This is a genomic window from Sphingomonas adhaesiva, assembly GCF_036946125.1.
GTDB lineage: Bacteria > Pseudomonadota > Alphaproteobacteria > Sphingomonadales > Sphingomonadaceae > Sphingomonas > Sphingomonas adhaesiva_A.
In genome coordinates this window covers 1885072-1905705 of record NZ_JAQIJT010000002.1, presented here as the reverse complement: position 1 = coordinate 1905705, position 20634 = coordinate 1885072, and the positions used below count along the sequence as shown (strand labels likewise).

The following is a 20634-nucleotide window of genomic DNA, read 5'->3' as shown; positions in this document are numbered from 1 at the left end:
GTCCTTCCCGCCCTGTCGCCCTTGTCGCCGCCCCTGTCGTACCCGTCGCCCGAGCGAACGGCCGGTGTGCCGGGGAAGCAGCCTAGTAGCGCTCGATCTCGACCGGCAGGTGCCGGTAGCCGTGGACGAAGCACGCCGGCACGCGGTCGGGCGCGCCGGTCACGTTCACGCGCATCCGGCGCTTCGCCATCTCCTCCAGCAGGATCGACACCTGAAGCTCCGCCAGACGTGCCCCGACGCAGCGGTGGATCCCGTGGCCGAACGCCAGGTGGCGGCGCGCGTTGGGGCGATCGACCTGGTAATCGTCGGCATGGGGGCCGAACACGCTCTCGTCGCGATTGGCGGAGATGTACCACATCACCAGCTTGTCGCCCGCCGCGATCTGCTGCCCGGCCAGCTCGGTATCGCGCAGCGCGGTGCGCGCCATATGCGCCAGCGGCGTCTGCCAGCGGATGATCTCGCTCGTCGCATTGGGGATCAGCGACGTGTCCGCCTCCAGCTTCGCGCGCTGGTCGGGGAATTTGTCGAGCGCATAGACGAGGCCCGACATGGTGTTGCGCGTGGTGTCGTTGCCGCCGACGATCAGGAGGATGAGGTTCCCCATGAACTCGTTATGGTCCATGTGGCTCATCGCGTCCGAATGGATCATCATCGAGATGAGGTCGGGCGTCGGTTCGCCCTGCGCCTTGGCGGCCCACAGCTTCTGGAAATAGGCGCCGCACTCGTAGATCTTCTCCAGCCGCTGCTGGCGCAGGCTCTCGTCCTTCGCGATCTCGATGTCGCCCATCCAGTCGGACCACATCGTCAGCTTCGCACGGTCGTGCCAGGGGAAGTCGAACAGCAGCGCCAGCATCTGCGTGGTCAGCTCGATCGACACGCGCTCGACCCAGTCGAAGCCGGTATTCCACGGCAGCCCGTCCAGGATCTCGCCCGAGCGGCGCCGGATGTCCTGCGACAGGCGCACCATCTCGCTCGGCGTGAAGGCGGGGGCGACGGTGCGGCGCTGCGCGGTGTGGATCGGGCGGTCGCGGCCGATGAACATCGGCATCCGCACCTCGTCATTGGCGATGCGCGAGATGGTGAAGCCGTTGGCCTCCGACGAATAGAGGTCGGGGAGCGACTCGACCTCGACGATCGGCTTGTAGGTGCTCAGCGACCAATAGGGGCCGAAGTCGGAATGTTCGACCTTGTGGACCGGCGCCTCGGCGCGCAGCTGGCGGAAGGGTGCGTGCCAGGTATCGTCGCGGTACAATTCCGCCCGGCTCATGTCGAACGGATCGACGGGCGCCGACACGTCTCTCGCCAGAGTCGCCATCATTCCTCTCCCATTCTATTGGTTGCGAGAGAAAACCTAACTGACAGTCGTGTCAATGGCCTTGCGGCGAATGGTAAATATCCGCCGCCACATCGGCGCGGCGCTGCCCGATTGCAGGACCCCGCGGCGGAAGGCGCGCGCGCCGGTGACGATGAACAGCGACACCCACAGCAGCTGCCACGCCAGCGCCGCGACATGCGGCCATACCGCAGCGGACGCGGCGGCGCGCCCGGCCATCGCGAAGGGGGATGAGAGCGGGAACAGCTCCGCGACCAGCGCCAGCGTGGAGCCGGGCTGCGCCACCGCGGCGGACGCCAGCGCGAACATCGCCACCTGAATCACGGTGATCGGCAGCGACAGCATCTGGATCTCGCGCATGGTCGAGGCCTGCGCGCCCACCCCCAGGAAGACCGATCCGAGCAGCAGATAGGCGGTGGTGAAATAGGCGCCGAACAGCAGCGCGAACCCGCCGCGGCCCATCGCCGGCGACAGCATCGCGATGTCCGCCCCGATCTCGCCGGGGAGCAGCGCACCGACCTGCGTCACCACCGTGCCCCAGAAGGCGACGAACAGCACCGCGACCCCGAACATGCCGAGCAATTTGCCCAGGAACACGCTTTCCAGCGGGACCGCGGCGGCCAGCACCTCGATCACCTTGTTGTTGCGCTCCTCCGCCATCGTGCCGACGACCTGCCCCGAGAGGAACAGCGTCAGGAAGAAGATGCCGAAGACCGCGAAGAACCCCGACGTGCCGCGCGCCTGTGCCGGAGGGGCGGCGCGCCGGACGCTCTCCAGCGTCGCCGGTCGCGGTGCCGGCGCGCGCAGCGCCCACGCCGCCTCGCGTGCCGTGGCGGCGAGGTAGCGCGCGGCGTCCCCGTCGCCGTCGTCGTGGAGGATCGCGGGGCGGTCGAGCGGGCCGCGCAGTACCGCGGCGACGTCGACATGCGGGTTGGCGAGCGCGCGCTGCGCCTCGGCCGCGGTATCGCTGGCCGGGCGGCGCAGCTGGAGCGCGGGCGGCGGGCGTTCGCTGCCGAATAGCGGACGCAGCCGCGCGTCGGCGGCGGCGAGCGCGCGGGCTTCCGCGGGGGGCAGGATCGCGACGATCCGCTGGCCGTCGGCGGCGCTCTGCGTTGCGGTCGCGGCGCCCAGCCCGCCGATCGCACCGAACGACACCATGATGAGCGGGGCGAAGAGGAACAGCAGGAAGACGGGGGTGAACACCGTCGCGATGAAATCGCGCCGCGCGATGGTCAGCGTCTGGCGGATCTGGCGGCGCAGGCGGGTCATGCGCGCATCGCCGTTCGCGCTACAAGACGGTTGCCCAAGTAATTGCAATGCTCCTGCGAACGCAGGAGCCCAGGGTTGCTGTTCGTCACGGACGTGGCTCTGCCGGGCTCTGGGCTCCTGCCTGCGCAGGAGCACGGCGTGGCGGAGGCCGGGAGGCGCCGTCCCATCATTGCGCCTGCGCCCCGCCCACGATCCGCACGAACGCCTCGTGCAGCCCGGGCCGCTCGATCGATAGCCCCGCGATGCCGTATCCCGCGTCGATCAGCCGCTTCAGCAATCCCTCGATCCCCTCCGCCGGCAGCGCGAAGCGCCAGCCGTCGCCCTCCGCGCGCGCATCCGGCGGCAGGATCGCGACGATCGCGGAATCGGGGCGATGCGGCACGTAATGCACCTGCTGCGGCAGCGTGCCGCGCGCCTCGTCGACCGTCCCCTCGAACCGGCGTCGCCCGCCCGCGATGATCGCCAGCCGGTCGCAAAGCCGCTGCGCATGCGCCATGACGTGCGTGGAGAACAGGATCGTCGCCCCGCGGTCGCGCTCGGCCAGGATCAGCGCCTCCAGCCGTTCCTGGTTGACCGGGTCGAGCCCGGAGAAGGGCTCGTCCAGCACCAGCAGGTCGGGGCGATGCACCACCGACCCCAGCAGCTGGACGAGCTGCGCCATCCCCTTGGACAGCTTGCGGATCTTCTGGTCGGCCGCCTGCGCCAGCCCCGCCGCCTCCAGCAGGTCGCCCGCGCGCGCGCGGCCCGTGCGCCAGTCGAGCCCGCGCAGCGCCCCCATGAAGGCGATCGCCTCGCGGGCCTTCATCGCGGGATACAGCCCGCGCTCCTCGGGCAGATAGCCGACGCGGTCGCCCGCGTCGCGCGGGTGCGCCGCGCCCAGCAGCGTGCGCATGCCCGCGTCGGGCTCGATGATGCCCAGCATCATCCGCAGCGTCGTCGTCTTGCCCGCGCCATTGGGGCCGAGCACGCCGTAGATCGCACCCGCCGGCACGCTCAGGTCGACGCCGTCGACGACGCGGCGGGTGCCGAAGCGCTTGACCAGCCCGGTCGCCTCGACCGCGTTCACTTGCCCCCGGTCCGCCGCGCGAGCGCGGCCACGCAGCTGGCGCGGTCGATCGCGCTGCCGTCGCGCTGCCGCGTATCGACCCAGCTGACGCGCGGCTCGGCGCCCGCCTTCGCGGGGTAGAGATAGGCGTCCATGATACAGATCGCGCTGGAGAATTGCAGCTTGCGCGCGGTCCCTTCGCGCACGTCGGCGTCGGGCGTGCCGAACCCGCGAACCAGCGCGGCGGCGTCCTGCCCCATCACCGTCTGCAACCCGGCCTGCGGGATCGGCGCCAGCACCGGGGGCGCCGCGGTCGAGGCGGTGTCGGTCGCGCACGCCGCGAGCGGGGCGAGCAGCAGGAGGGCGGCAACAGGCTTCATCGGCGGGTTCCGTGGAATAGATGCGTCGCCATCGCCGCCCCCAGCACGGGGGCGAGGATGTTGACCAGCGGAACCACGAACAGCGCGGTTCCCGCAAGCCCCAGCGCGAACCGCCGCCCCGCGGTCGCCGCACGCCAGCCCCGCATCGCCGCGGCATCCATGTGCCGCACCGCCACCATGTCGCCCAGGTCGCGCCCCAGCAGCCAGGCGTTGGCGGTCGAAAAGGCGATCGGCGTGCCCACCCCGGTCGGCAGCAGCAGCAGGTAGAGCGGCGACAGCGCCAAATTGACCGCGACGAACCGCCCCGCCGACGCCAGCCCCATCGCCAGGCCGCGGTGGAACGGCACGTCGCGCGCGCCGGCGAGTGCGTGGGGATAATGCCGCCGCTCCACCGCGGCGACGATCGTGTCCGCGAACAGCCCGACCACCAGCACCGCGACCGCGCGGAACAGCAGCCATCCCGCAAGCGCGGTCGCGAACGCCGCGGCGATTCCCGCCAGCGTGCCGTGCCACGTCCATCCGGCCAGCGCCGCGTCGATCCCCCACCATAGCCCCGCACCCAGCGCGGCGAACAGCGCGAGCGTGATCGCGAGCGACGCCGCCAGCACGCGCAGCACCGGCGGATCGCCGAGCTGGCCCAGCGACAGGAGGAAGGCGCGGATCATCCCGTCATAGCGTTGCGGGGTCGCAATGGTTGCGCAAGTGCCAGGCGCCCTTTACCGCGCGGGCCAACATCGCCCCGCCACCCCCTCCGTTCGCCCTGAGGAGGGGCCGAGCTTGTCGAGGACCCGTCTCGAAGGGTAAGCGCAGCGCTTGTGCTTCGAGACGGCCTCTCGACTTCGCTCGATGCCTCCTCAGCACGAACGGAGGTTGCGGGGCTCCTCGCGTTCTTTCCCGAAAGGCCCCCCGTGACCGACTCCCGCCCCGAACCCCATTACGACATCGTCGCCATCGGCAATGCCATCGTCGACATCCTGTCTCCCGCGCAGGACGATTTCATCGCCGACAACGGCATGACGAAGGGCGCGATGGCGCTCGTCTTCTCGCCGGAGGAGGCCGACGCGCTCTATGCCAGGATGGGACCGGGGCAGGAAGTGTCGGGCGGCTCCGCGGCGAACACGATCGCGGGCATGGCGACGCTGGGCAGCGCGTGCGCCTTCATCGGTCAGGTCGCCGACGACCAGCTGGGCGAGGTGTTCGCGCACGACATCCGCGCCGCCGGCATCCGCTTCGACACGCCCGCGCGCGCCGGCGCTCCCACCACCGGCCGCTGCCTGATCTTCGTGACGCCGGACGGGCAGCGCACGATGAACACCTTCTTGGGCGCGTCGCACTATCTGCCCGCCGACCAGCTCGACGCGACGCTGATCGCGGACGCGCGCTATCTGTATCTGGAGGGCTATCTGTGGGATCCCGAGGAACCGCGCGCCGCGATGCGCGCCGCGATCGACATCGCGCGCGCCGCGGGGCGCAAGGTCGCCTTCACGCTGTCGGCGGAATTCGTGATCGATCGCCACCGCGCCGCCTTCCACGAGCTGATCGACGCCGGGCTGATCGACGTTCTGTTCGCCAACGAGGCGGAGATCATGTTCCTGACCGAGACGTCGTCGGTCGATGCCGCGGTCGCCGCGGTGTCGGGCAAGGTGCCGCTGGTCGTCGTCACCCTCGCCGAGCGTGGCGCGATGGCGGTGGCGGGTGACGAGCGCGTCACCGTCCCCGCGCAACCGATCGAGAAGGTGGTCGACACCACGGGGGCCGGCGACCTGTTCGCCGCGGGCTTCCTCCACGGTCAGGCGCGCGGGCGGTCGCTGGAGGCCTCGCTCACGATGGGCGCGATCTGCGCCGCGGAGGTGATCCAGCATTTCGGCGCACGCCCGATCGTCGACCTGAAGGCGCTGACCGCGCACGTGTGATCCGTGTGGTCCCGGGGGGGCGGGCGGAAATGACGCCGTCGTCACCCGTCATGCCGGGCTTGTCCCGGCATCCAGGGTTCCATGAACCTCGCTGACCGCTTCGTGCGGACCCCTGGACCCCGGAACAAGTCCGGGGTGACGTGGTAGGTGGGGCGACCGTCCCGCTTTCACCCCGGCCCCCGATCGCGCTAGGGCCGCCTGCATGACCCTCCCGATCCACGCCGTCCTCCCCGACCTGCTCGCCGCATTGCGGGCGGGGCCGGCGGCGGTGCTGGTCGCCCCGCCCGGCGCGGGCAAGACCACCGCGGTCGCGCCCGCGCTGCTGGCCGAGCCGTGGTGCACGGGCGAGGTCCTCGTCACCTCGCCGCGCCGCCTCGCCGCGCGCGCCGCCGCGGAGCGGATGGCCGCGCTCGCCGACGAGCCCGTCGGGCGCACCTTCGGCTATGCCACGCGGCTCGATACCAGGCGCTCCGCCGCGACCCGCGTCACGGTCGTGACCGAAGGCATCCTGACTGCGCGGTTGCAGGACGATCCCGAACTGGCGGGCGTCGCCGCGATCCTCTTCGACGAGGTTCACGAACGCAGCCTCGACGGCGACTTCGGCCTCGCGCTCGCGCTCGACGCGCAGGGGGCGTTGCGCCCCGACCTGCGCATCGTCGCCATGTCCGCGACGCTGGACGGCGCGCGCTTCGCCGCGTTGATGAACGGCGCGCCGGTGATCGAGAGCGAAGGGCGCAGCCACCCGCTCGACCTGCGCCATATCGGCCGCGCCGCGGAGGCGCGGATCGAGGACGGCATGGCCGCCGCGATCCGCCGCGCGCTGGCGGAGGCGGAGGGCGGGCTGCTCGCCTTCCTGCCCGGCGTCGCCGAGATCGAGCGGACCGCCGAGCGTCTCCCCGACCTGCCCGGCGTCCGTCTCCACCGCCTCCACGGCAGCCTGGACCCCGCCGCGCAGCGCGCCGCGATCCGCCCCGAGCCCGACGGCGCGCGCAAGCTGGTGCTCGCCACGTCGATCGCGGAAACCAGCCTGACGCTGGACGGCATCCGCATCGTCGTCGATTCGGGGCTCGCGCGCCGCCCGCGCTACGATCGCGCCGCGGGCATGACGCGGCTGGTGACCGAGCGCGAGAGCCAGGCCGCCGCCACCCAGCGCGCCGGGCGCGCAGCGCGACAGGGACTGGGCGTCGCCTATCGCTTGTGGGAGGAGGCGGCGACCGCGGGAATGCCGCGCTTCGACCCGCCCGAGATCCTGGAGGCGGACCTGTCCGCGCTGCTGCTCGCCACCGCGATCTGGGGCGTGGCGGACCCGCGCTCGCTCGCCTGGCTCGACCCGCCGCCCGAGGCGGCGGTGGCGGAGGCGCGCGCGCGGCTCGCCACGCTGGGCGCGCTGGATGACGACGGCCGCCCGACCGCGCATGGCCGCGCGATGGCGGCGCTCCCGATGTCGCCGCGGCTCGCGCACATGCTGCTGCTCGCGCCCGACAAGCGCCTCGCCGCCGAGGTCGCGGTGCTGTTGCAGGAGCGCGGGCTGGGCGGCAACGACGCCGATCTGGAGCTGCGGTGGCGACGCTGGCGCGGCGACCGCTCGCCCAAGGCGGAAAGCGCGCGCGGGCTGGCGCGTCGCTGGGCGGGGATGGTGAAGGGCGCAGGCGGCGAGGGGACGATCGCGGGCTGTATCGCGCTCGCCTTCCCCGACCGCGTCGCGAAACGCCGCGACGCCGGCGGCGAGCGCTGGGCCTCCGCCGGCGGGCGCGGGTTCAGGCTCGACGCCACCTCCCCGCTGGCGCGTGCCGAATGGCTTGCAGTCGCCGAGACGCAGGGGATGGCGGCGGGGGCGCGCATCCTCTCGGCCGCGGCGATCGACCCGGCCGAGGTGGAGCGCATGTTCGCCGATCGCCTCGAAACCCGCCGCACCGCCGCCTTCGACCCCGCGACCGGCGCGGTCCAGCCCTTGCGCGAACGCAGGCTGGGCGCGATCCGCCTGTCCAGCGGCCCCGACACCGCCGCCGATCCCGCCGCGATCGCCGACGCGCTGGTGGAGGGGGTGAGGACGTACGGCCTGTCGCTGCTGCCCTGGTCGGAGGGCGCGCAGGCGCTGCGCACGCGCGCCGCCTATGCCGGCGTCGCGCTCGACGATGCGACGCTGCTCGACCGCCTCGACGACTGGCTCCCCGCGCTGGTCGAGGGGCGCCGCCGGCTCGACGCGATTCCGCCCGGCGCCCTGGTCGAGGCGCTGCGCACGCTCGCCGGCTGGGACGCGATGCGGCAGATCGACCGCCTCGCCCCCGCCTCGTTCACCAGCCCCGCGGGCTCCACCCATGCGATCGACTATGGGGCGGAGGCCGGGCCGACGGTGGAATTGCGCGTCCAGGCCCTGTTCGGCGTGTCGGCGCATCCGGTGGTGGGGGAGGGGCGCGTGCCGCTCGTCCTGTCGCTCACCAGCCCGGCCGGCCGTCCGATCCAGACCACGCGCGACCTGCCCGGCTTCTGGCGCGGCAGCTGGAGCGCGGTGGCGAAGGAGATGCGCGGGCGCTACCCGCGCCATCCCTGGCCCGACGACCCCGCCGGCGCGGCGGCGACGCTGCGCACGAAGAACGCGGATGCGCGGCGGCGGTCGTAATGACTCGTCGTCACTGCGGGGGAGTTGCCGCCATCCGCTACGCTCCCTAATCCGATACGACACGAAGGAAGAACCGATGCGCCGTTTCGCCACGATCGCCGCCGCCCTGCTGGTCGCCGCCTGCTCGCAGGCGCCCGCCACCCCGACCGTCAGCGACGCCTGGGTCCGCCTCGCCGCCGTCCCCGGCCGCCCCGCCGCCGCTTATGCCGTGCTCCACGGCGGCGCGAAGGACGCGCAGCTGGTGCAGATCACCGCCCCCGGCGTCGCGCGGATCGAGCTTCACGAAAGCCGCATGACCGGCAACGGGATGATGGCGATGGACGCCGTCGCCGCGCTCCCCGTCGCGGCCGGCGGTGCCGCGAAGCTCGCGCCGGGGGGCTATCACGCGATGATGTTCGGCGTCCCCGCCACCGTGACCGCCGGCGCGACGTTGCCGCTGACCTTCCGCTTCGCCGATGGTCATGCGGTGGAGGCCGCGGCGCAGGTCGTCGGCGCGGGCGAGGCGGCGCCGCATTGACCGCGCGCCCGCTGACCCCGGGCGAGATCGCGCTGGCGCGGTCGGTCTACGGCGATGCGATCGACTATGCGCCGGTGACGATCGTCCGGCGCAAATGGGCCTTCTTCCAGCCCGCCGACGTGGTCATGGCGCCGCGCGGGCATATCCACTTCCACCCCCGGGGCGGGCTGTGCCGCGACGATTTCGCCGCCGCTCCGCTCGACGCGCAGGGGTTGTTCATCCACGAGATGTGCCACGTGTGGCAGCATCAGCAGGGGATATGCCTGCCGCTCGCGCGCCATCCCTTCTGCCGCTATTATTACAGCGTCCGCCCCGGCTGGCCGCTTCGGCGCTACGGCATCGAACAGCAGGCGGAGATCGTCCGCCACGCCTTCCTGCTGCGCCGCGGGCGGACCGTGCCCGGCGCGCCGCCGCTCGACAGCTACGAATCCATCCTGCCTTTCGGAGGAACATCATGACGATCTGGCACGCCGGTACCCCCGATCTGGCCGCGATGACGCGCACCGGGGCGACCTCCATGCCCGGATTCCTCGGCATCGAGTTCGTCGAGGCGGGCGACGACTGGATCAGGGCGCGGATGCCGGTGAACGAGCGGACGAAGCAGCCCTACGGCCGGCTCCACGGCGGCGCCTCGGTCGCGCTGGCGGAGACGGTCGCCTCGGTCGCCGCGGCGATGACCGTCGACCCCGCGGTATCCGCCGCCGTGGGCATGGAGATCAACGCGAACCACATCCGCCCCGCCGGCGACGGCTTCGTCTACGCCACCGCCCGCGCCGAGGCGCGCGGCCGCACCAGCCAGGTCTGGTCGATCCGGATCGAGGACGAGGATGGGCGGCTGGTGTGCGTCGCGCGCATGACCGCCGCGGTCATTCCGACCGGGCGCGGCGGGGTGGCGGCGGGGTAGGTCGAACGTCACCCCGCGCTTCACCGTGCTCCTGCGTGCGCAGGAGCACGATCACTTCAACAGCACCAGTTCCTCCGCCATCGTCGGGTGCAGCGCCACCGTGGCGTCGAACTGCGCCTTGGTCAGTCCCGCCTTCACCGCCACCGCGGCGCTCTGGATGATCTCGGGCACGTCGGGGCCGATCATATGGATACCGACGACGCGGTCGGTCTCCCCGTCGCACACCATCTTGTACAGCGCGCGCTCGTCGCGCCCGGCCAGCACGTTCTTCATCGGGCGGAAGTCGCTGGAATAGACCTTCACCGATCCCAGCTTCTGCCGCGCCTCCGCCTCGGTCATGCCGACGCCCGCGAGCGGCGGATGGCTGAACACCGCGGAGGGAACGCAGTCGTAATCGACCGTCGCGCCGCCCTTGCCGAACAGATTGTCCGCGAACGCCTGCCCCTCGCGGATCGCGACCGGAGTCAGCTGGATACGGTTGGTCACATCGCCCACCGCGTAGATCGACGGGCAGGTGCTGCGGTTGTCGCCGTCCACCTTCACCGCGCCCATGTCGTCCAGTTCGACCCCGGCGGTGTCCAGCCCCAGACCGTGCGTGTTCGGCTTCCGCCCGGTCGCGAACATCACCATGTCGACGATCGCCGGCTCGTGGTTGGCCATGCTCACCTTCAGGCAGCCGTCCTCCATCTTCTCGATCCCCTGGAAGGCGGCGTCGAAGCGGAATTCCAGCCCCTTCATCATGCTGATCTGGAGCAGCCGGTCGCGGATCTGCAGGTCGTAGCCGCGCAGGATCTCCTTCGTCCGGTTCATCAGGATGACGTGCGCGCCCAATTGGTGAAACACGCCCGCGAACTCGTTGGCGATATAGCCCGCGCCAGCGATCAGAATGCGCTTGGGGATCGCCTCCAGGTGGAACGCCTCGTTGGAGGTGATGCCGTGTTCGTGCCCGGGGCATTCCGGCACCGCGGGATGCGCACCGACCGCGATCAGGATCGTCTTCGCGGTCTTCTTCGCCCCGTCCGCCAGCGTCACCTCGTTCGGGCCCGAGACGGTGGCGCGCTGGTGGATGATCTCCGCGCCGTTCGATTCCAGCGTGGCGGTGTACGCCTGGTTGATCCGGTCGACTTCCTTCAGCACGTTGTCGCGCAGCCGCGGCCAGTGGAAGTTGCAGTCGTCGGGCACGTCCCAGCCGAAGTGGCGCGCATCGCGCAGGTCCTCGGCGAAATGCGCACCGTAGACGAGCAGCTTCTTGGGCACGCAGCCGCGGATGACGCAGGTGCCGCCGACGCGATATTCCTCCGCCACCGCCACGCGCGCACCGTGCGCCGCCGACACGCGCGCCGCACGCGTGCCGCCGGAACCGGCACCGATGACGAACAGATCGTAGTCGAACTCGGGCATTCAGGTCACTCCGGGCAGGTCCATCGCCGACCGGAGGCCGAGATGCTGGACGAACGGGTCGAAATCGCGGTCGCTGTACAACAGCGGGGTGCGATCGAGGATGCAGCGCGTGGCGATCAGCGTGTCGATCGTCTTGCGCACGGTGATGCCGCGGTCGCGCAGCGTGCGGTAGTGGCGGGCGGCTTGCAGCGCGACTTCTTCATCGACGATCGTTAACGGCGCGGCGAGCAGCAGCGTCTGCCGTGCTCGTTCGAATTCCGTCTCACGTTTGAAGCCTTGGAGCACTTCGGTCAGGATCAGGTCGCCGATGGCAACCCGCCGACGTTTGATGAGGGTTTCCAACGCCGCCGTGCCGACCGTCGAACGGCCGCGAAACAGATCAATCCAGATACTGGAAACGACGAGAATGATCATTCGGCTGGAATGTATTTGCTCGTCCGCATGTCGTCCAAGTCACCTTCCCACCCGATGCCGCGCAAGGACAGGAGCGCTTCCTGCTGGTTGATGGCGATCATACGGCGCAGGGCTTCCTCGACCGCCTCGCTACGCGTCCGCTTGCCGCTGGACCGGACGGCAAGCGCAAGGAGCTGGTCGTCGATGTTGAGTGTCATCCGCATGTGTATGGCTCCGCAGAGCCATACACATAGGCGTGCCGCGCCGCCTACGCCAGACCGGCGCGCGCGATCAGGTCGGTGGTGGAAGGGTCGAAGTCGCCGCCGCCCTTGGCCGCGGCCTTCGCCATTTCCTTGCCCAGCTCGACCCCGAACTGGTCGAACGAATTGATCCCCAGCAGCACGCCGTTCACGAACGTGCGATGCTCGTAGAAGGCGATCAGCGCGCCGAGCGTCCGCGCGTCGAGGCGGTCGAGCAGCAGCGTCGACGACGGGCGGTCGCCGGCATAGCTGCGCGCCGGATCGTCGACCTGCTTGCCCTTCATCAGCGCGGCACCCTGCGCGAAGGCGTTGAGCAGCAACTGGCGGTGATGCTCCGCAGGCAGCGTGTCGCCCGGCTCGATCACGGCCAGGAACTCGACCGGGATCAGGTGCGTGCCCTGGTGCAGCAGCTGGAACACCGCATGCTGCGCATCGGTGCCCACGCCGCCCCAGGTGATTGGCGCGGTCGGGCGGCCGACCGGCCGGCCGTCGGCGGTCACGCTCTTGCCGTTCGACTCCATCTCCAGCTGCTGAAGGTAGCTCGGCAGCAGCCGCAGCCGCTCGTCATAGGCGAAGGGCGCACGCGTCTCGCACCCACGGACCTGGGTGTAATAGAGGTCCGCGAATGCCGCGAGCGCGGGCGCGTTCTCGTGCAGCGCGGACAGGCGGAAGTGGCGGTCCATCTCGGCGGCGCCCTCCAGCAGCTCCTGGAACTGCTCCCAGCCCAGCTTGATCGCGGCGGGGAAGCCGATCGACGACCACAGCGAATAGCGCCCGCCGACCCCTTCGGAGAAGGGCAGGACGCGCGTCTCGTCGACGCCCCATTCGATCGCCTTCTCGGGCGAGGCGGTGATCGCGATGACGCGGCCATACGGGTCCGCGACGCCCGCGCCGCTCATCCACTCGATGACGCTCTCGGCGTTCATCATCGTCTCGGTCGTGGTGAAGGTCTTGGACGCCACCGCCAGCAGCGTGGTCGCCGGGTCGAAACGGTCGAAGACATCGTCCAGCGCCACGCCGTCGACATTGGAGACGATCGCCACGTCATAGCGGTCGCTGTCGCGCCCCAGCGCATCGACCAGCAGGTGCGGCCCCAGCGCGGAACCGCCGATGCCGACGTGCAGGACGTGGCGGATCGGCCCGAAGGCCTCCGCCTCGATCGCGTCGATCACCGCGCGCATGCGGGCGTGATAGGAGGCGGCGCGCGACACGCTCTCGGCCTTGCCCTCGCCGCGCTCGGCGGTGTGCTCGACCGGACGATCCTCGGTCACGTTGACGTGGCTGCCGCCGAACATCGCCTCGCGCTTGCCGGCCAGGTCCACCTGCTTCGCCAGCGCCTCGAACGCCGCCACCGCGTCGGGCGTCAGATGCGTCTTCGACCAGTCGAAATGGATGCCGGCGACGTCCAGCGACAGCCGCCGCAACCGCTCGGCGTCGTTCGCGAACAGCGTTTCCAGCCGCTCGTTGGGCAGTGCTTCGATCGCAGACCAATCGGCCATATGAGACTTCCCTTTCGCTTGACGCGCCCGCGCCGTTAGGCGACGCGGTGCGACATGGCCACCCCTGTTGCGACCGGCAAGCCCGCGCGTTCGGAAACGAGCGAATCGATCCGCTTCTTCCTGAAGCTGGCGTTGTTCGTCTTCATCCTGCGCAGCTTCATCTTCGCGCCCTTCTCGATCCCGTCCGAGTCCATGCTGCCGCGGTTGCTGATCGGCGACTATCTGTTCGTGTCGAAGTGGAACTACGGCTATTCGCGCTGGTCGCTGCCCTGGGGCATCCCGTTGATCCCGGGGCGAATCTTCGGTCGCGATCCGACGCGCGGCGACACGGTCGTGTTCCGCTCGATGGGGCCGGACGATCACGACGTCATCAAGCGCGTGATCGGGCTGCCCGGCGATACGGTGCAGATGCGCGGCGGCCAGCTGTTCCTGAACGGCCGCGCCGTGCCCAAGGATCGCGTGGCCGATTTCATCGTGCCGATCACGCCCAATTTCCCGTCGGAAAAATGCGGCACCGCGTTCCAGGACGTCGATGCCGACGGTGCTGCGATCTGCCGCTACCCGCGCTTTCGCGAGACGCTGCCAAACGGCCGCAGCTACGAGGTGCTGGATCAGGAGAACATCCCGCGCGCCGACGATACCGACGTCTACCGCGTCCCCGCCGGCACCGTCTTCCTGATGGGCGACAATCGCGACGACAGCGCCGACAGCCGCTTCGCCCCGCCGGAGGGGATGGGCTACATCCCGATGGACCGGATCGAGGGGAGGGCGCTCGTCACCTTCTGGTCGACCGACGGATCGGCGGAGTGGCTGAAGCCGTGGACCTGGGTGTCGGCGGCGCGGTTCCGCCGCATCGGGCAGGGGTTCTGACGGGGATGCGTTTCTGAGTACGCCGCTGGAGGACTGGATCGAGCAGTCGTTCGGGACGCGCCCGGCCGACGCCGCGCTGTTCGTCCGCGCGCTGACCCATTCCAGCCATGACGGCCAAAGCTACGAGCGGCTGGAGTTCCTGGGCGACCGTGTCCTGGGCCTCGTCATGGCGGAATGGCTGTCGGAAGCCTTCCCCGACGACCCCGAGGGTTCGCTGTCGAAGCGGTTCAACGCGCTGGTCACCGGCGCGGTCTGTGCCGCGGTGGCGCGCTCGATCGGGGCGGAGGCGCGCGTCCGGCTCGGCAAGCAGGCGCAGAACGACGGCGCGCAGCACGGCGACAACGTGCTGGGCGACGTGATGGAGGCGCTGCTCGGCGCGCTCTATCGCACCGCCGGGCTCGACGCCGCGCGTGCCGCGGTGCGTCGCCTGTGGGCCGACCGCATCCAGGCCGACGACCGCGCGCCGCAGCATCCGAAATCCGCGCTTCAGGAATGGGCCGCGGCCAACCGCCGTGCGGTCCCCGCCTATGCGCTGGTCGAGCGCTCCGGCCCCGGCCACGCGCCGCGCTTCACTGTCCGCGTCGGCGTCGGCAAGGACGAGGTGACGGCCGAGGGCGCGAGCAAGCAGGAGGCCGAAACGGCCGCCGCCACCGCGCTGCTGGCCACGCTGGAGGCGCAGGCGGTGCCGAAGCGGAAGAAGCGTCGGCGTTAGGGAAACTTTCACCGCCACCATGCGACGGTCCCGCCATGGGAACGCGCCGCCCATCATCCTTGTCGCACGTATTGCTGGGCGGTGGTCTGGTGGGGCTGGCCGCCGGCGCAGGATCGCTCGCCCTCGAAACGGAGGGCCGGGCAGGGATCGGTCGCGCCGCCGCCGTTGTCGCCATCGCCACGGGGATGCGGCGCGCGCGAGAACCTGTCGCCGGCGATCATTGGGGCGGGTGCCACGACGCCCGCTCCGCCGGGACCGCGCCGATCTATCGAGGCGAGCCGGGGTTCGACGACCGCATGGACGGCGACGGTGACGGGGTGGCGTGCGAACCGATCCGGGACTGATCTGCCCCCTGCCTTCGTGCCTCTCGGCGCGACGGCAGGAAATCATCCCTCGGTTGCCGCCCCCGGATGCAGCGCCCATTGCGCTTCCAGCCACGCCTCCGCCGCCGCCCTGTCGAGGAAGACGCGAACCTGCTCGGTCTTCAGCACCCGCTCGGCCTGGAGCTTGCTGAGTTGCGACGCCACGACGATCGCCGTCGGGCCGAGGTTCATTTCCAGTCCCCGCGCACGAATGCGCTCGAACCGTTCCGATACCGCCGCCGACTGGATCGGAAAGTCGCGCGCGTCGCTCAGCGTCGCGAACGTGCCGTATCGCGCGCGTATCATCGTCGCGCGGAGCATCATCTCCGCGGCGAAGCGCACGACCGTCGCCATCGTCCAGAAGCCCGACAGCGTCAGGTGCAGGACGCGCTGCGCCGGGTCGAAGCGGATCTCGAACATCGCCCACCCATATCGGTCAGGCGTTAAGAAGCCTCACCCCGCCGCAAACGCCGCCTTCAGCCGCTTGCGCATCTGCCCCGGCATGAAGCGGCTGGCGAAGCGCACCTTCTTCCCCGCCTTGCCGACGATATAATCCCGCTCGCGCCCGTGGACCGCCTGCCAGATGACGTCCGCGGCTTCCTCGACGGTATAGACCTCCTGGCCCGCGGTCGCATCGCGCAGGGTGCGGTTGGTGCCGGCCGATCCCGAATCGAGGATCGGCGTCTCGACGAACCACGGCATCACGCAGGCGACGCCGACCCCGTGGCGCGTGAACTCCGCGTCCAGCGCCTCCGACAGCCCGCGCACCGCGAATTTGGTCGCGGAATAGACCGCCAGCCCCGGCGATCCGAACAATCCCGCGCACGATGCGACGTTGACCAGCTTCGCGCCCGCCGTGGCCTTCAGGTGGGGGAGGGCGGCGTAGGCGCCGTTGATGACGCCCTTCACATTGATGTCGACCTGAAGGTCGGATTCGTCGGGCGACACCTCCTCGAACATGCCGAACCGCGCGATGCCCGCGTTGTTGAGCAGCACGTCGAGCCGCGCGCCTGCGCCGACGAACCCGCCGAGCGCCCCGGCCCATTGCGCGCGGTCGCGCACGTCGAGCGGGGCGGTGAAGACGCCCAGCTCGTCGGCCACCCGCGCCATCCCCGCATGGTCGATGTCGCCGATGCCGACGCGCCACCCCTCGCCATGAAACCGCCGCGCGGCCGCCAGCCCGATGCCCGAAGCACCGCCGGTGATGAAGATGCTGCGTTGGTCGGTCATCGAGCTTCCCTCTCTCCTTCCCCGGCGAAGGCGGGACCTTTGCAAAAAACGGGTGCAACGACGCGGAGTCCACACCGTGCTCCTGCGAAGGCAGGAGCCCAGGGCCCAGCAGGACAACGCCTTATGGGACCTGCAACTCCGGGCTCCTGCGTTTGCAGGAGCACGGTGTAGCCTTTTGCAAAGGTCCCGCCTTCGCCGGGGCACACCACATCACCCCGCGCGCACCTCGCGGAACGGCACGGTGCGATCCACCTCGGGCTCGCGCGGCAGGCCCAGCACGCGCTCGCCGATGATGTTGCGCTGGATCTGGTCGGTGCCGCCGCCGATCGAGGTGAAATAGGCGTTGAGCGCCAGGAAGTTGGCATCCTCCGCCCGCGGATGCTCCGGCCCCTCCAGCAGGCTCTCCGCCCCCAGCAGCAGGGTGCGTACGCGGGCCTCCTCGTGGAGGATGCGGCTCATCGCCAGCTTGCCGAGCGACATGATCGAGGACGAATTGCCCTGCGCCAGCTCCGCCTTCGCGCGCCGCGTGTTCAGCTTGTTGAGCACGCGCCATGCGATCACCTGCGCCACCTCCTGCCGCACGACCGGATCGTCCAGCTTCCCCGCCTCGCGCGCCAGCCCCAGCAGCGAATGGTCGCCCTTGGGCCCGCCCGCCCCCGATCGCGGCCCGCGCGCATTGTCGCCCATCACCGACCGTTCATAGGCGAGCGCGGTCTGGAGCACGCCCCACCCGCCGTTCAGCGGGCCCAGCAGGTTCGCCTCCGGCACGAATGCGTCGGTGATGAACACCTCGTTGAAATGCGCCTCGTCGGTGATCTGGCGCAGCGGACGCACCTCGACGCCATCCTGCTTCATCGGCAGGAAGAAGAAGCTGATGCCGCGATGCTTGGGCACGTCCCAGTCGGTGCGCGCGATCAGCATGCCATAATCGGCCACCGCCGCGCCCGACGTCCAAACCTTTTGCCCGGTGATGCGCCAGCCGCCGCCCTCCGACTCCGGCACCTTGTCCGCGCGCGTGCGGATCGCCGCCAGGTCCGATCCCGCGCCCGGCTCCGAATACAGCAGGCACATGCCGACCTCGCCTGCCAGCAGTTGCGGCACGATGACGCGCTTGAACGCGTCGGTCGCGTGCGCCAGCGCGGTGTTCGCCCACAGGTTGCTGCGGTCCTGCCCGGCGCCGGGCGCGCCGGCGGCGGCAAAGGCGCGCTCGACGATCCTGGCCTGGTCGTTGGACAATTCGCGCCCGTACCAGTCGCGCGACCAGCGCGGCACCGCCCAGCCGGCGTCGCGCACCTGCGCCAGCCATTCGGAACGCGGGTCACGCCCGAAACTCTCGTGATGCGCGGGCAGCCCCTTCCAGTGCGCCGCCAGCCAGTCCTGCACCTCGCGCAGCACCTCGTCGTCGGTCATGCCATCGCCTCCAGCGCGGTCAGGTAACGGTCGCGCCACAGCGGCGACGCGCCGAACATTTGCGCTGCGGATCGCGCGCGCCTGAGATACAGATGCGCCGGGTGCGCCCAGGTGAAGGCGATGCCGCCGTGCATCTGGATCGCATCCTTCGTGCAGCGCACCGCGGCATCGGCGCAGGCGAAGGCGGCGAGCGCCACCGCCGCCTCCCTCTCGCCGCTCCCCGCCGCCAAATGCTCGGCGGCGTCGCGCGCGGCGCTGGTCGCACTCTCGCTCTCCAGCAGCAGGTCGGCGGCCATGTGCTTCACCGCCTGGAAGCTGCCGATGGCGCGACCGAACTGGTGGCGCTCCGCGGCATAGCCGACCGACATCTCCAGCACGCGGCGCGCCACGCCCGCCTGTTCGCCCGCGAGGGCCACGACCGCCAGATCGAGCGCGCGGCGCACCGCCGCGGCGTCGCCGACGCGCCGCACCTCGCCGTAGAAGGTCACGTCCGCCATGCGGCGCGTGCGGTCGAACACCGGCAGCGGCGTCACGCGCGGCGCGTGCAGCGGCAGGTACGCGCCGTCGTCGCTCGCGATCAGCACCGCGTCGGCGATCGCGGCATCGGTCACGAACCGCGCGGTGCCGGTGGCGCGGCCGCCGCGCACGATCACGTCGCCCTCGCCCGACCAGCCGCCCGCCCCCGCAAACGCCACCGTCGCGATGAACGAGCCGTCGGCGATGCCGGGCAGCAGGTCGCCGGCGTCGCCGTCCGCCAGCAGCGCGGCGGCGATCGTGCACGACAGCAACGGGGCGGGGAGCAGCGCCACCCCCGCTTCCTCCATCACCAGCTCCAGCTCGACCGGCCCGAGCCCGGCGCCACCATGCTCCGCGGCGATGGTGAGGCCGGGCACCCCCATGTCGGCGAGGGCGCGCCACAGCGCCGGGTCGTGTCCGGACTCGCTGTCCATGATGCGCCGCACGTCCGCCTCGGTACAGCGGTCCGCGAGCAGCCGCCGGACGGAATCGACCAGCGCGGCACGATCTTCGTGGGAGAGTGCTGTCACCGCCCCGCACTCCCCGTCACCCCGGGGTCGTCCCGGGGTCCAGGGTTGCGGGCACCCAACGCCCGCGATGTGCCGGGAACCCTGGATGCCGGGACAAGCCCGGCATGACGAAGGGGAACGCACCTCACGCCGCCACCTTCTGAATCGCGCTCGCGCGCTTCTCGCCCGCGGCGATCTCCTTGTGCAGGTCCGCGACGTAGCGTCCGAAATCGACCTGGATCGTGTGCCGCGCGGACTGGTAGTAATCCCCCAGCTCCACCTCCTCGTCGCGCGCGGTGATGCGCCGCATCTCCTCCACGTCGGGCAGCGCATAGCGTCCGGCCAGATACGCCGCCGCCAGCTTCGACTGTTGCTCCGCGAAGTTCACCAGCGTCGGCAGCGGTTGCGCCAGACCCATGAAGAACAGGTCGTGCACGCCGGGGATCACCATCCGCTTGAACAGCGGGAAGCGGTTGTCCTTGTCGGGCAGCAGCGCGGCGTCGTCGAAGAACGGGAAGCTGATCTTGTACCCCGTGGCATAGATGATCGCGTCCACCGGCTCGACGCTGTCGTCCTCGAACCGGACGTAGCGCCCCTCCAGCGCCTTGATATTCGGCTTGAACCGGATGTCTCCGCACGACGCGCGGGTCAGGAATTCGCCCGAGACGGACGGATGCGCGTCCAGCGGCTCGTGATCGGGGGTGGGCAGGCCGTAATCCTCCATCCGCCCGACCAGCTGCTTGATCTTGCGGCGCGCCAGCGCCTTGCCCAGCTTGCGCGGAAACCACGGCGGGATCGCGGATTTGTCCATCGGCTTGCCGCCCGCCATCTTGGGCAGCACCCACACCCCGCGCCGCGCCGCGACCCACAGGTTGCCCGCCACGTGCCGCTGCGACAGCTCGCTGGCGATATCCATCGCCGAATTGCCCATGCCGACGACGACCACGTTCTTGCCCCGCAGATCGACCGGATCGTACGGCGTGCGATAGTCGTGCGCGTGGAAATGCGGGTTGTCGAAGGTGCCCGGATAGGCGGGGATGCGCGGGTCCCAATGGTGGCCGTTGCACACGAACAGCACGTCGTATTCCCGCGTCTCGCCGGTCGACAGCGTGACGCGCCACCCGCCGCCCGCGCGCCGCGCCGCCTGCGTCACCGCGGTGTTGAAGGTGATCGTCTCACGCAAGCCGAAGTGCGCGACGTAATCCTTGAAATACTGCCACAATTGCGCGTGGCTGGGAAAATCGGGCCAGTCGGCGGGGACGGGATAATCCTCGAACGCCAGCCGCCATTTCGACGTGTCGATATGCAGGCTCTGATAGCAGGCGGAGCGATTGTTCGGATTCTGGTAATACCAGTTCCCGCCGACATCGTCGGACATCTCGAAACAGTCGAAGGCGATGCCCTCGTCCCGCAGCCGCTTGGCCGTGGTGAACCCCGAACAGCCCGCGCCGATGATACAGGCGCGCTTGCGATCCGTCATACCCGCTCCTC

General features: G+C 70.6%; 22 protein-coding genes. 8 read left to right on the top strand and 14 right to left on the bottom strand.

Features of this window, described 5'->3' with window-relative positions:
• Nucleotides 1–82 precede the first annotated feature (82 nt).
• From PGN23_RS15375 to PGN23_RS15355, 5 genes are all read right to left on the bottom strand, one after another.
• The gene (locus tag PGN23_RS15375) at nt 83–1315 is read right to left on the bottom strand and encodes a cytochrome P450 (protein WP_335304625.1); all 1233 of its coding nucleotides are present in this window, start codon (nt 1313–1315) and stop codon (nt 83–85) included.
• Nucleotides 1316–1351: 36 nt separating this feature from the next.
• Nucleotides 1352–2602 (bottom strand): ABC transporter permease, encoded by a 1251-nt coding sequence (locus PGN23_RS15370; protein WP_335303890.1) that lies wholly within the window; start codon nt 2600–2602, stop codon nt 1352–1354.
• Between the two features lie 166 nt (nt 2603–2768).
• Nucleotides 2769–3668, bottom strand: coding sequence for an ABC transporter ATP-binding protein (locus tag PGN23_RS15365; RefSeq protein WP_335303889.1), 900 nt, complete (start codon nt 3666–3668; stop codon nt 2769–2771).
• A complete protein-coding gene (locus PGN23_RS15360) occupies nt 3665–4027 on the bottom strand; it encodes a hypothetical protein (protein WP_335303887.1) in 363 nt (120 codons plus the stop codon). Before PGN23_RS15360 ends, PGN23_RS15365 begins: the two co-directional genes overlap by 4 nt.
• The gene (locus tag PGN23_RS15355; RefSeq protein ID WP_335303886.1) at nt 4024–4692 is read right to left on the bottom strand and encodes an EI24 domain-containing protein; all 669 of its coding nucleotides are present in this window, start codon (nt 4690–4692) and stop codon (nt 4024–4026) included. Before PGN23_RS15355 ends, PGN23_RS15360 begins: the two co-directional genes overlap by 4 nt.
• 243 nt (nt 4693–4935) lie before the next feature.
• Between PGN23_RS15355 and PGN23_RS15350 the strand changes: the two genes are divergently transcribed.
• The 5 genes from PGN23_RS15350 (at nt 4936) to PGN23_RS15330 (ending at nt 9981) form a co-directional block, all read left to right on the top strand.
• Nucleotides 4936–5940 carry an adenosine kinase gene (locus tag PGN23_RS15350; protein ID WP_335303885.1) on the top strand — a complete coding sequence of 335 codons (1005 nt, stop codon included), beginning with the start codon at nt 4936–4938 and terminating at the stop codon, nt 5938–5940.
• A 202-nt stretch (nt 5941–6142) separates the two neighbouring features.
• Nucleotides 6143–8560 (top strand): ATP-dependent helicase HrpB, encoded by a 2418-nt coding sequence (hrpB, locus tag PGN23_RS15345; RefSeq protein WP_335303884.1) that lies wholly within the window; start codon nt 6143–6145, stop codon nt 8558–8560.
• A gap of 76 nt (nt 8561–8636) precedes the next feature.
• Complete coding sequence (locus tag PGN23_RS15340) at nt 8637–9077, top strand: copper chaperone PCu(A)C (protein ID WP_335303883.1); 441 nt, start codon at nt 8637–8639, stop codon at nt 9075–9077.
• Nucleotides 9074–9535, top strand: coding sequence for a vgr related protein (locus PGN23_RS15335; RefSeq protein WP_335303882.1), 462 nt, complete (start codon nt 9074–9076; stop codon nt 9533–9535). Before PGN23_RS15340 ends, PGN23_RS15335 begins: the two co-directional genes overlap by 4 nt.
• Nucleotides 9532–9981, top strand: a complete 450-nt coding sequence (locus tag PGN23_RS15330) for a hotdog fold thioesterase (RefSeq protein ID WP_335303881.1) — start codon at nt 9532–9534, stop codon at nt 9979–9981. Before PGN23_RS15335 ends, PGN23_RS15330 begins: the two co-directional genes overlap by 4 nt.
• 51 nt (nt 9982–10032) lie before the next feature.
• Here PGN23_RS15330 and gorA read toward each other — a convergent pair whose 3' ends face one another.
• The 4 genes from gorA to pgi are packed head-to-tail and all read right to left on the bottom strand — an operon-like array spanning nt 10033 to nt 13534.
• The gene (gene gorA, locus PGN23_RS15325) at nt 10033–11382 is read right to left on the bottom strand and encodes a glutathione-disulfide reductase (RefSeq protein WP_335303880.1); all 1350 of its coding nucleotides are present in this window, start codon (nt 11380–11382) and stop codon (nt 10033–10035) included.
• On the bottom strand, nt 11383–11796 hold the full coding sequence (gene vapC / locus PGN23_RS15320; protein WP_335303879.1) for a type II toxin-antitoxin system VapC family toxin: 414 nt from the start codon (nt 11794–11796) through the stop codon (nt 11383–11385).
• The gene (locus PGN23_RS15315) at nt 11793–11993 is read right to left on the bottom strand and encodes a type II toxin-antitoxin system VapB family antitoxin (RefSeq protein WP_335303878.1); all 201 of its coding nucleotides are present in this window, start codon (nt 11991–11993) and stop codon (nt 11793–11795) included. The genes vapC and PGN23_RS15315 overlap by 4 nt, the downstream gene beginning before the upstream one ends.
• 50 nt (nt 11994–12043) lie before the next feature.
• Nucleotides 12044–13534 carry a glucose-6-phosphate isomerase gene (gene pgi, locus PGN23_RS15310; protein ID WP_335303877.1) on the bottom strand — a complete coding sequence of 497 codons (1491 nt, stop codon included), beginning with the start codon at nt 13532–13534 and terminating at the stop codon, nt 12044–12046.
• 54 nt (nt 13535–13588) lie between these two features.
• Between pgi and lepB the strand changes: the two genes are divergently transcribed.
• From lepB to PGN23_RS15295, 3 genes are read left to right on the top strand one after another with little or no spacing between them, the layout of a single operon-like run.
• Nucleotides 13589–14404, top strand: a complete 816-nt coding sequence (gene lepB, locus PGN23_RS15305; protein ID WP_335303876.1) for a signal peptidase I — start codon at nt 13589–13591, stop codon at nt 14402–14404.
• Between the two features lie 13 nt (nt 14405–14417).
• Nucleotides 14418–15116 (top strand): ribonuclease III, encoded by a 699-nt coding sequence (gene rnc, locus PGN23_RS15300; protein ID WP_335304624.1) that lies wholly within the window; start codon nt 14418–14420, stop codon nt 15114–15116.
• A 35-nt stretch (nt 15117–15151) separates the two neighbouring features.
• On the top strand, nt 15152–15460 hold the full coding sequence (locus PGN23_RS15295; protein ID WP_335303875.1) for an excalibur calcium-binding domain-containing protein: 309 nt from the start codon (nt 15152–15154) through the stop codon (nt 15458–15460).
• A gap of 42 nt (nt 15461–15502) precedes the next feature.
• On the opposite strand, the gene PGN23_RS15290 is transcribed toward PGN23_RS15295, so the two are convergent.
• The 5 genes from PGN23_RS15290 to PGN23_RS15270 form a co-directional block, all read right to left on the bottom strand.
• Nucleotides 15503–15898, bottom strand: a complete 396-nt coding sequence (locus PGN23_RS15290) for a hypothetical protein (protein WP_335303874.1) — start codon at nt 15896–15898, stop codon at nt 15503–15505.
• 33 nt (nt 15899–15931) lie between these two features.
• Nucleotides 15932–16708: an SDR family oxidoreductase gene (locus PGN23_RS15285; protein ID WP_335303873.1), complete on the bottom strand. Its 777-nt coding sequence runs from the start codon at nt 16706–16708 to the stop codon at nt 15932–15934.
• Nucleotides 16709–16918: 210 nt separating this feature from the next.
• On the bottom strand, nt 16919–18118 hold the full coding sequence (locus tag PGN23_RS15280) for an acyl-CoA dehydrogenase family protein (RefSeq protein ID WP_335303871.1): 1200 nt from the start codon (nt 18116–18118) through the stop codon (nt 16919–16921).
• Nucleotides 18115–19164: an acyl-CoA dehydrogenase family protein gene (locus tag PGN23_RS15275; protein ID WP_335303870.1), complete on the bottom strand. Its 1050-nt coding sequence runs from the start codon at nt 19162–19164 to the stop codon at nt 18115–18117. The genes PGN23_RS15280 and PGN23_RS15275 overlap by 4 nt, the downstream gene beginning before the upstream one ends.
• A 124-nt stretch (nt 19165–19288) precedes the next feature.
• A complete protein-coding gene (locus PGN23_RS15270) occupies nt 19289–20623 on the bottom strand; it encodes a flavin-containing monooxygenase (RefSeq protein ID WP_335303869.1) in 1335 nt (444 codons plus the stop codon).
• Nucleotides 20624–20634: the final 11 nt, after the last annotated feature.

What these genes read in the sequence shown, in the direction of transcription:
- PGN23_RS15375 (WP_335304625.1), bottom strand. Translation starts at nt 1,315, where the DNA reads ATGGCGACTCTGGCGAGAGACGTGTCGGCGCCCGTCGATCCGTTCGAC.
- PGN23_RS15370 (WP_335303890.1), bottom strand. Translation starts at nt 2,602, where the DNA reads ATGACCCGCCTGCGCCGCCAGATCCGCCAGACGCTGACCATCGCGCGG.
- PGN23_RS15360 (WP_335303887.1), bottom strand. Translation starts at nt 4,027, where the DNA reads ATGAAGCCTGTTGCCGCCCTCCTGCTGCTCGCCCCGCTCGCGGCGTGC.
- PGN23_RS15355 (WP_335303886.1), bottom strand. Translation starts at nt 4,692, where the DNA reads ATGATCCGCGCCTTCCTCCTGTCGCTGGGCCAGCTCGGCGATCCGCCG.
- hrpB (WP_335303884.1), top strand. Translation starts at nt 6,143, where the DNA reads ATGACCCTCCCGATCCACGCCGTCCTCCCCGACCTGCTCGCCGCATTG.
- PGN23_RS15340 (WP_335303883.1), top strand. Translation starts at nt 8,637, where the DNA reads ATGCGCCGTTTCGCCACGATCGCCGCCGCCCTGCTGGTCGCCGCCTGC.
- PGN23_RS15330 (WP_335303881.1), top strand. Translation starts at nt 9,532, where the DNA reads ATGACGATCTGGCACGCCGGTACCCCCGATCTGGCCGCGATGACGCGC.
- gorA (WP_335303880.1), bottom strand. Translation starts at nt 11,382, where the DNA reads ATGCCCGAGTTCGACTACGATCTGTTCGTCATCGGTGCCGGTTCCGGC.
- vapC (WP_335303879.1), bottom strand. Translation starts at nt 11,796, where the DNA reads ATGATCATTCTCGTCGTTTCCAGTATCTGGATTGATCTGTTTCGCGGC.
- PGN23_RS15315 (WP_335303878.1), bottom strand. Translation starts at nt 11,993, where the DNA reads ATGACACTCAACATCGACGACCAGCTCCTTGCGCTTGCCGTCCGGTCC.
- pgi (WP_335303877.1), bottom strand. Translation starts at nt 13,534, where the DNA reads ATGGCCGATTGGTCTGCGATCGAAGCACTGCCCAACGAGCGGCTGGAA.
- lepB (WP_335303876.1), top strand. Translation starts at nt 13,589, where the DNA reads ATGGCCACCCCTGTTGCGACCGGCAAGCCCGCGCGTTCGGAAACGAGC.
- PGN23_RS15295 (WP_335303875.1), top strand. Translation starts at nt 15,152, where the DNA reads ATGGGAACGCGCCGCCCATCATCCTTGTCGCACGTATTGCTGGGCGGT.
- PGN23_RS15290 (WP_335303874.1), bottom strand. Translation starts at nt 15,898, where the DNA reads ATGTTCGAGATCCGCTTCGACCCGGCGCAGCGCGTCCTGCACCTGACG.
- PGN23_RS15285 (WP_335303873.1), bottom strand. Translation starts at nt 16,708, where the DNA reads ATGACCGACCAACGCAGCATCTTCATCACCGGCGGTGCTTCGGGCATC.
- PGN23_RS15280 (WP_335303871.1), bottom strand. Translation starts at nt 18,118, where the DNA reads ATGACCGACGACGAGGTGCTGCGCGAGGTGCAGGACTGGCTGGCGGCG.
- PGN23_RS15270 (WP_335303869.1), bottom strand. Translation starts at nt 20,623, where the DNA reads ATGACGGATCGCAAGCGCGCCTGTATCATCGGCGCGGGCTGTTCGGGG.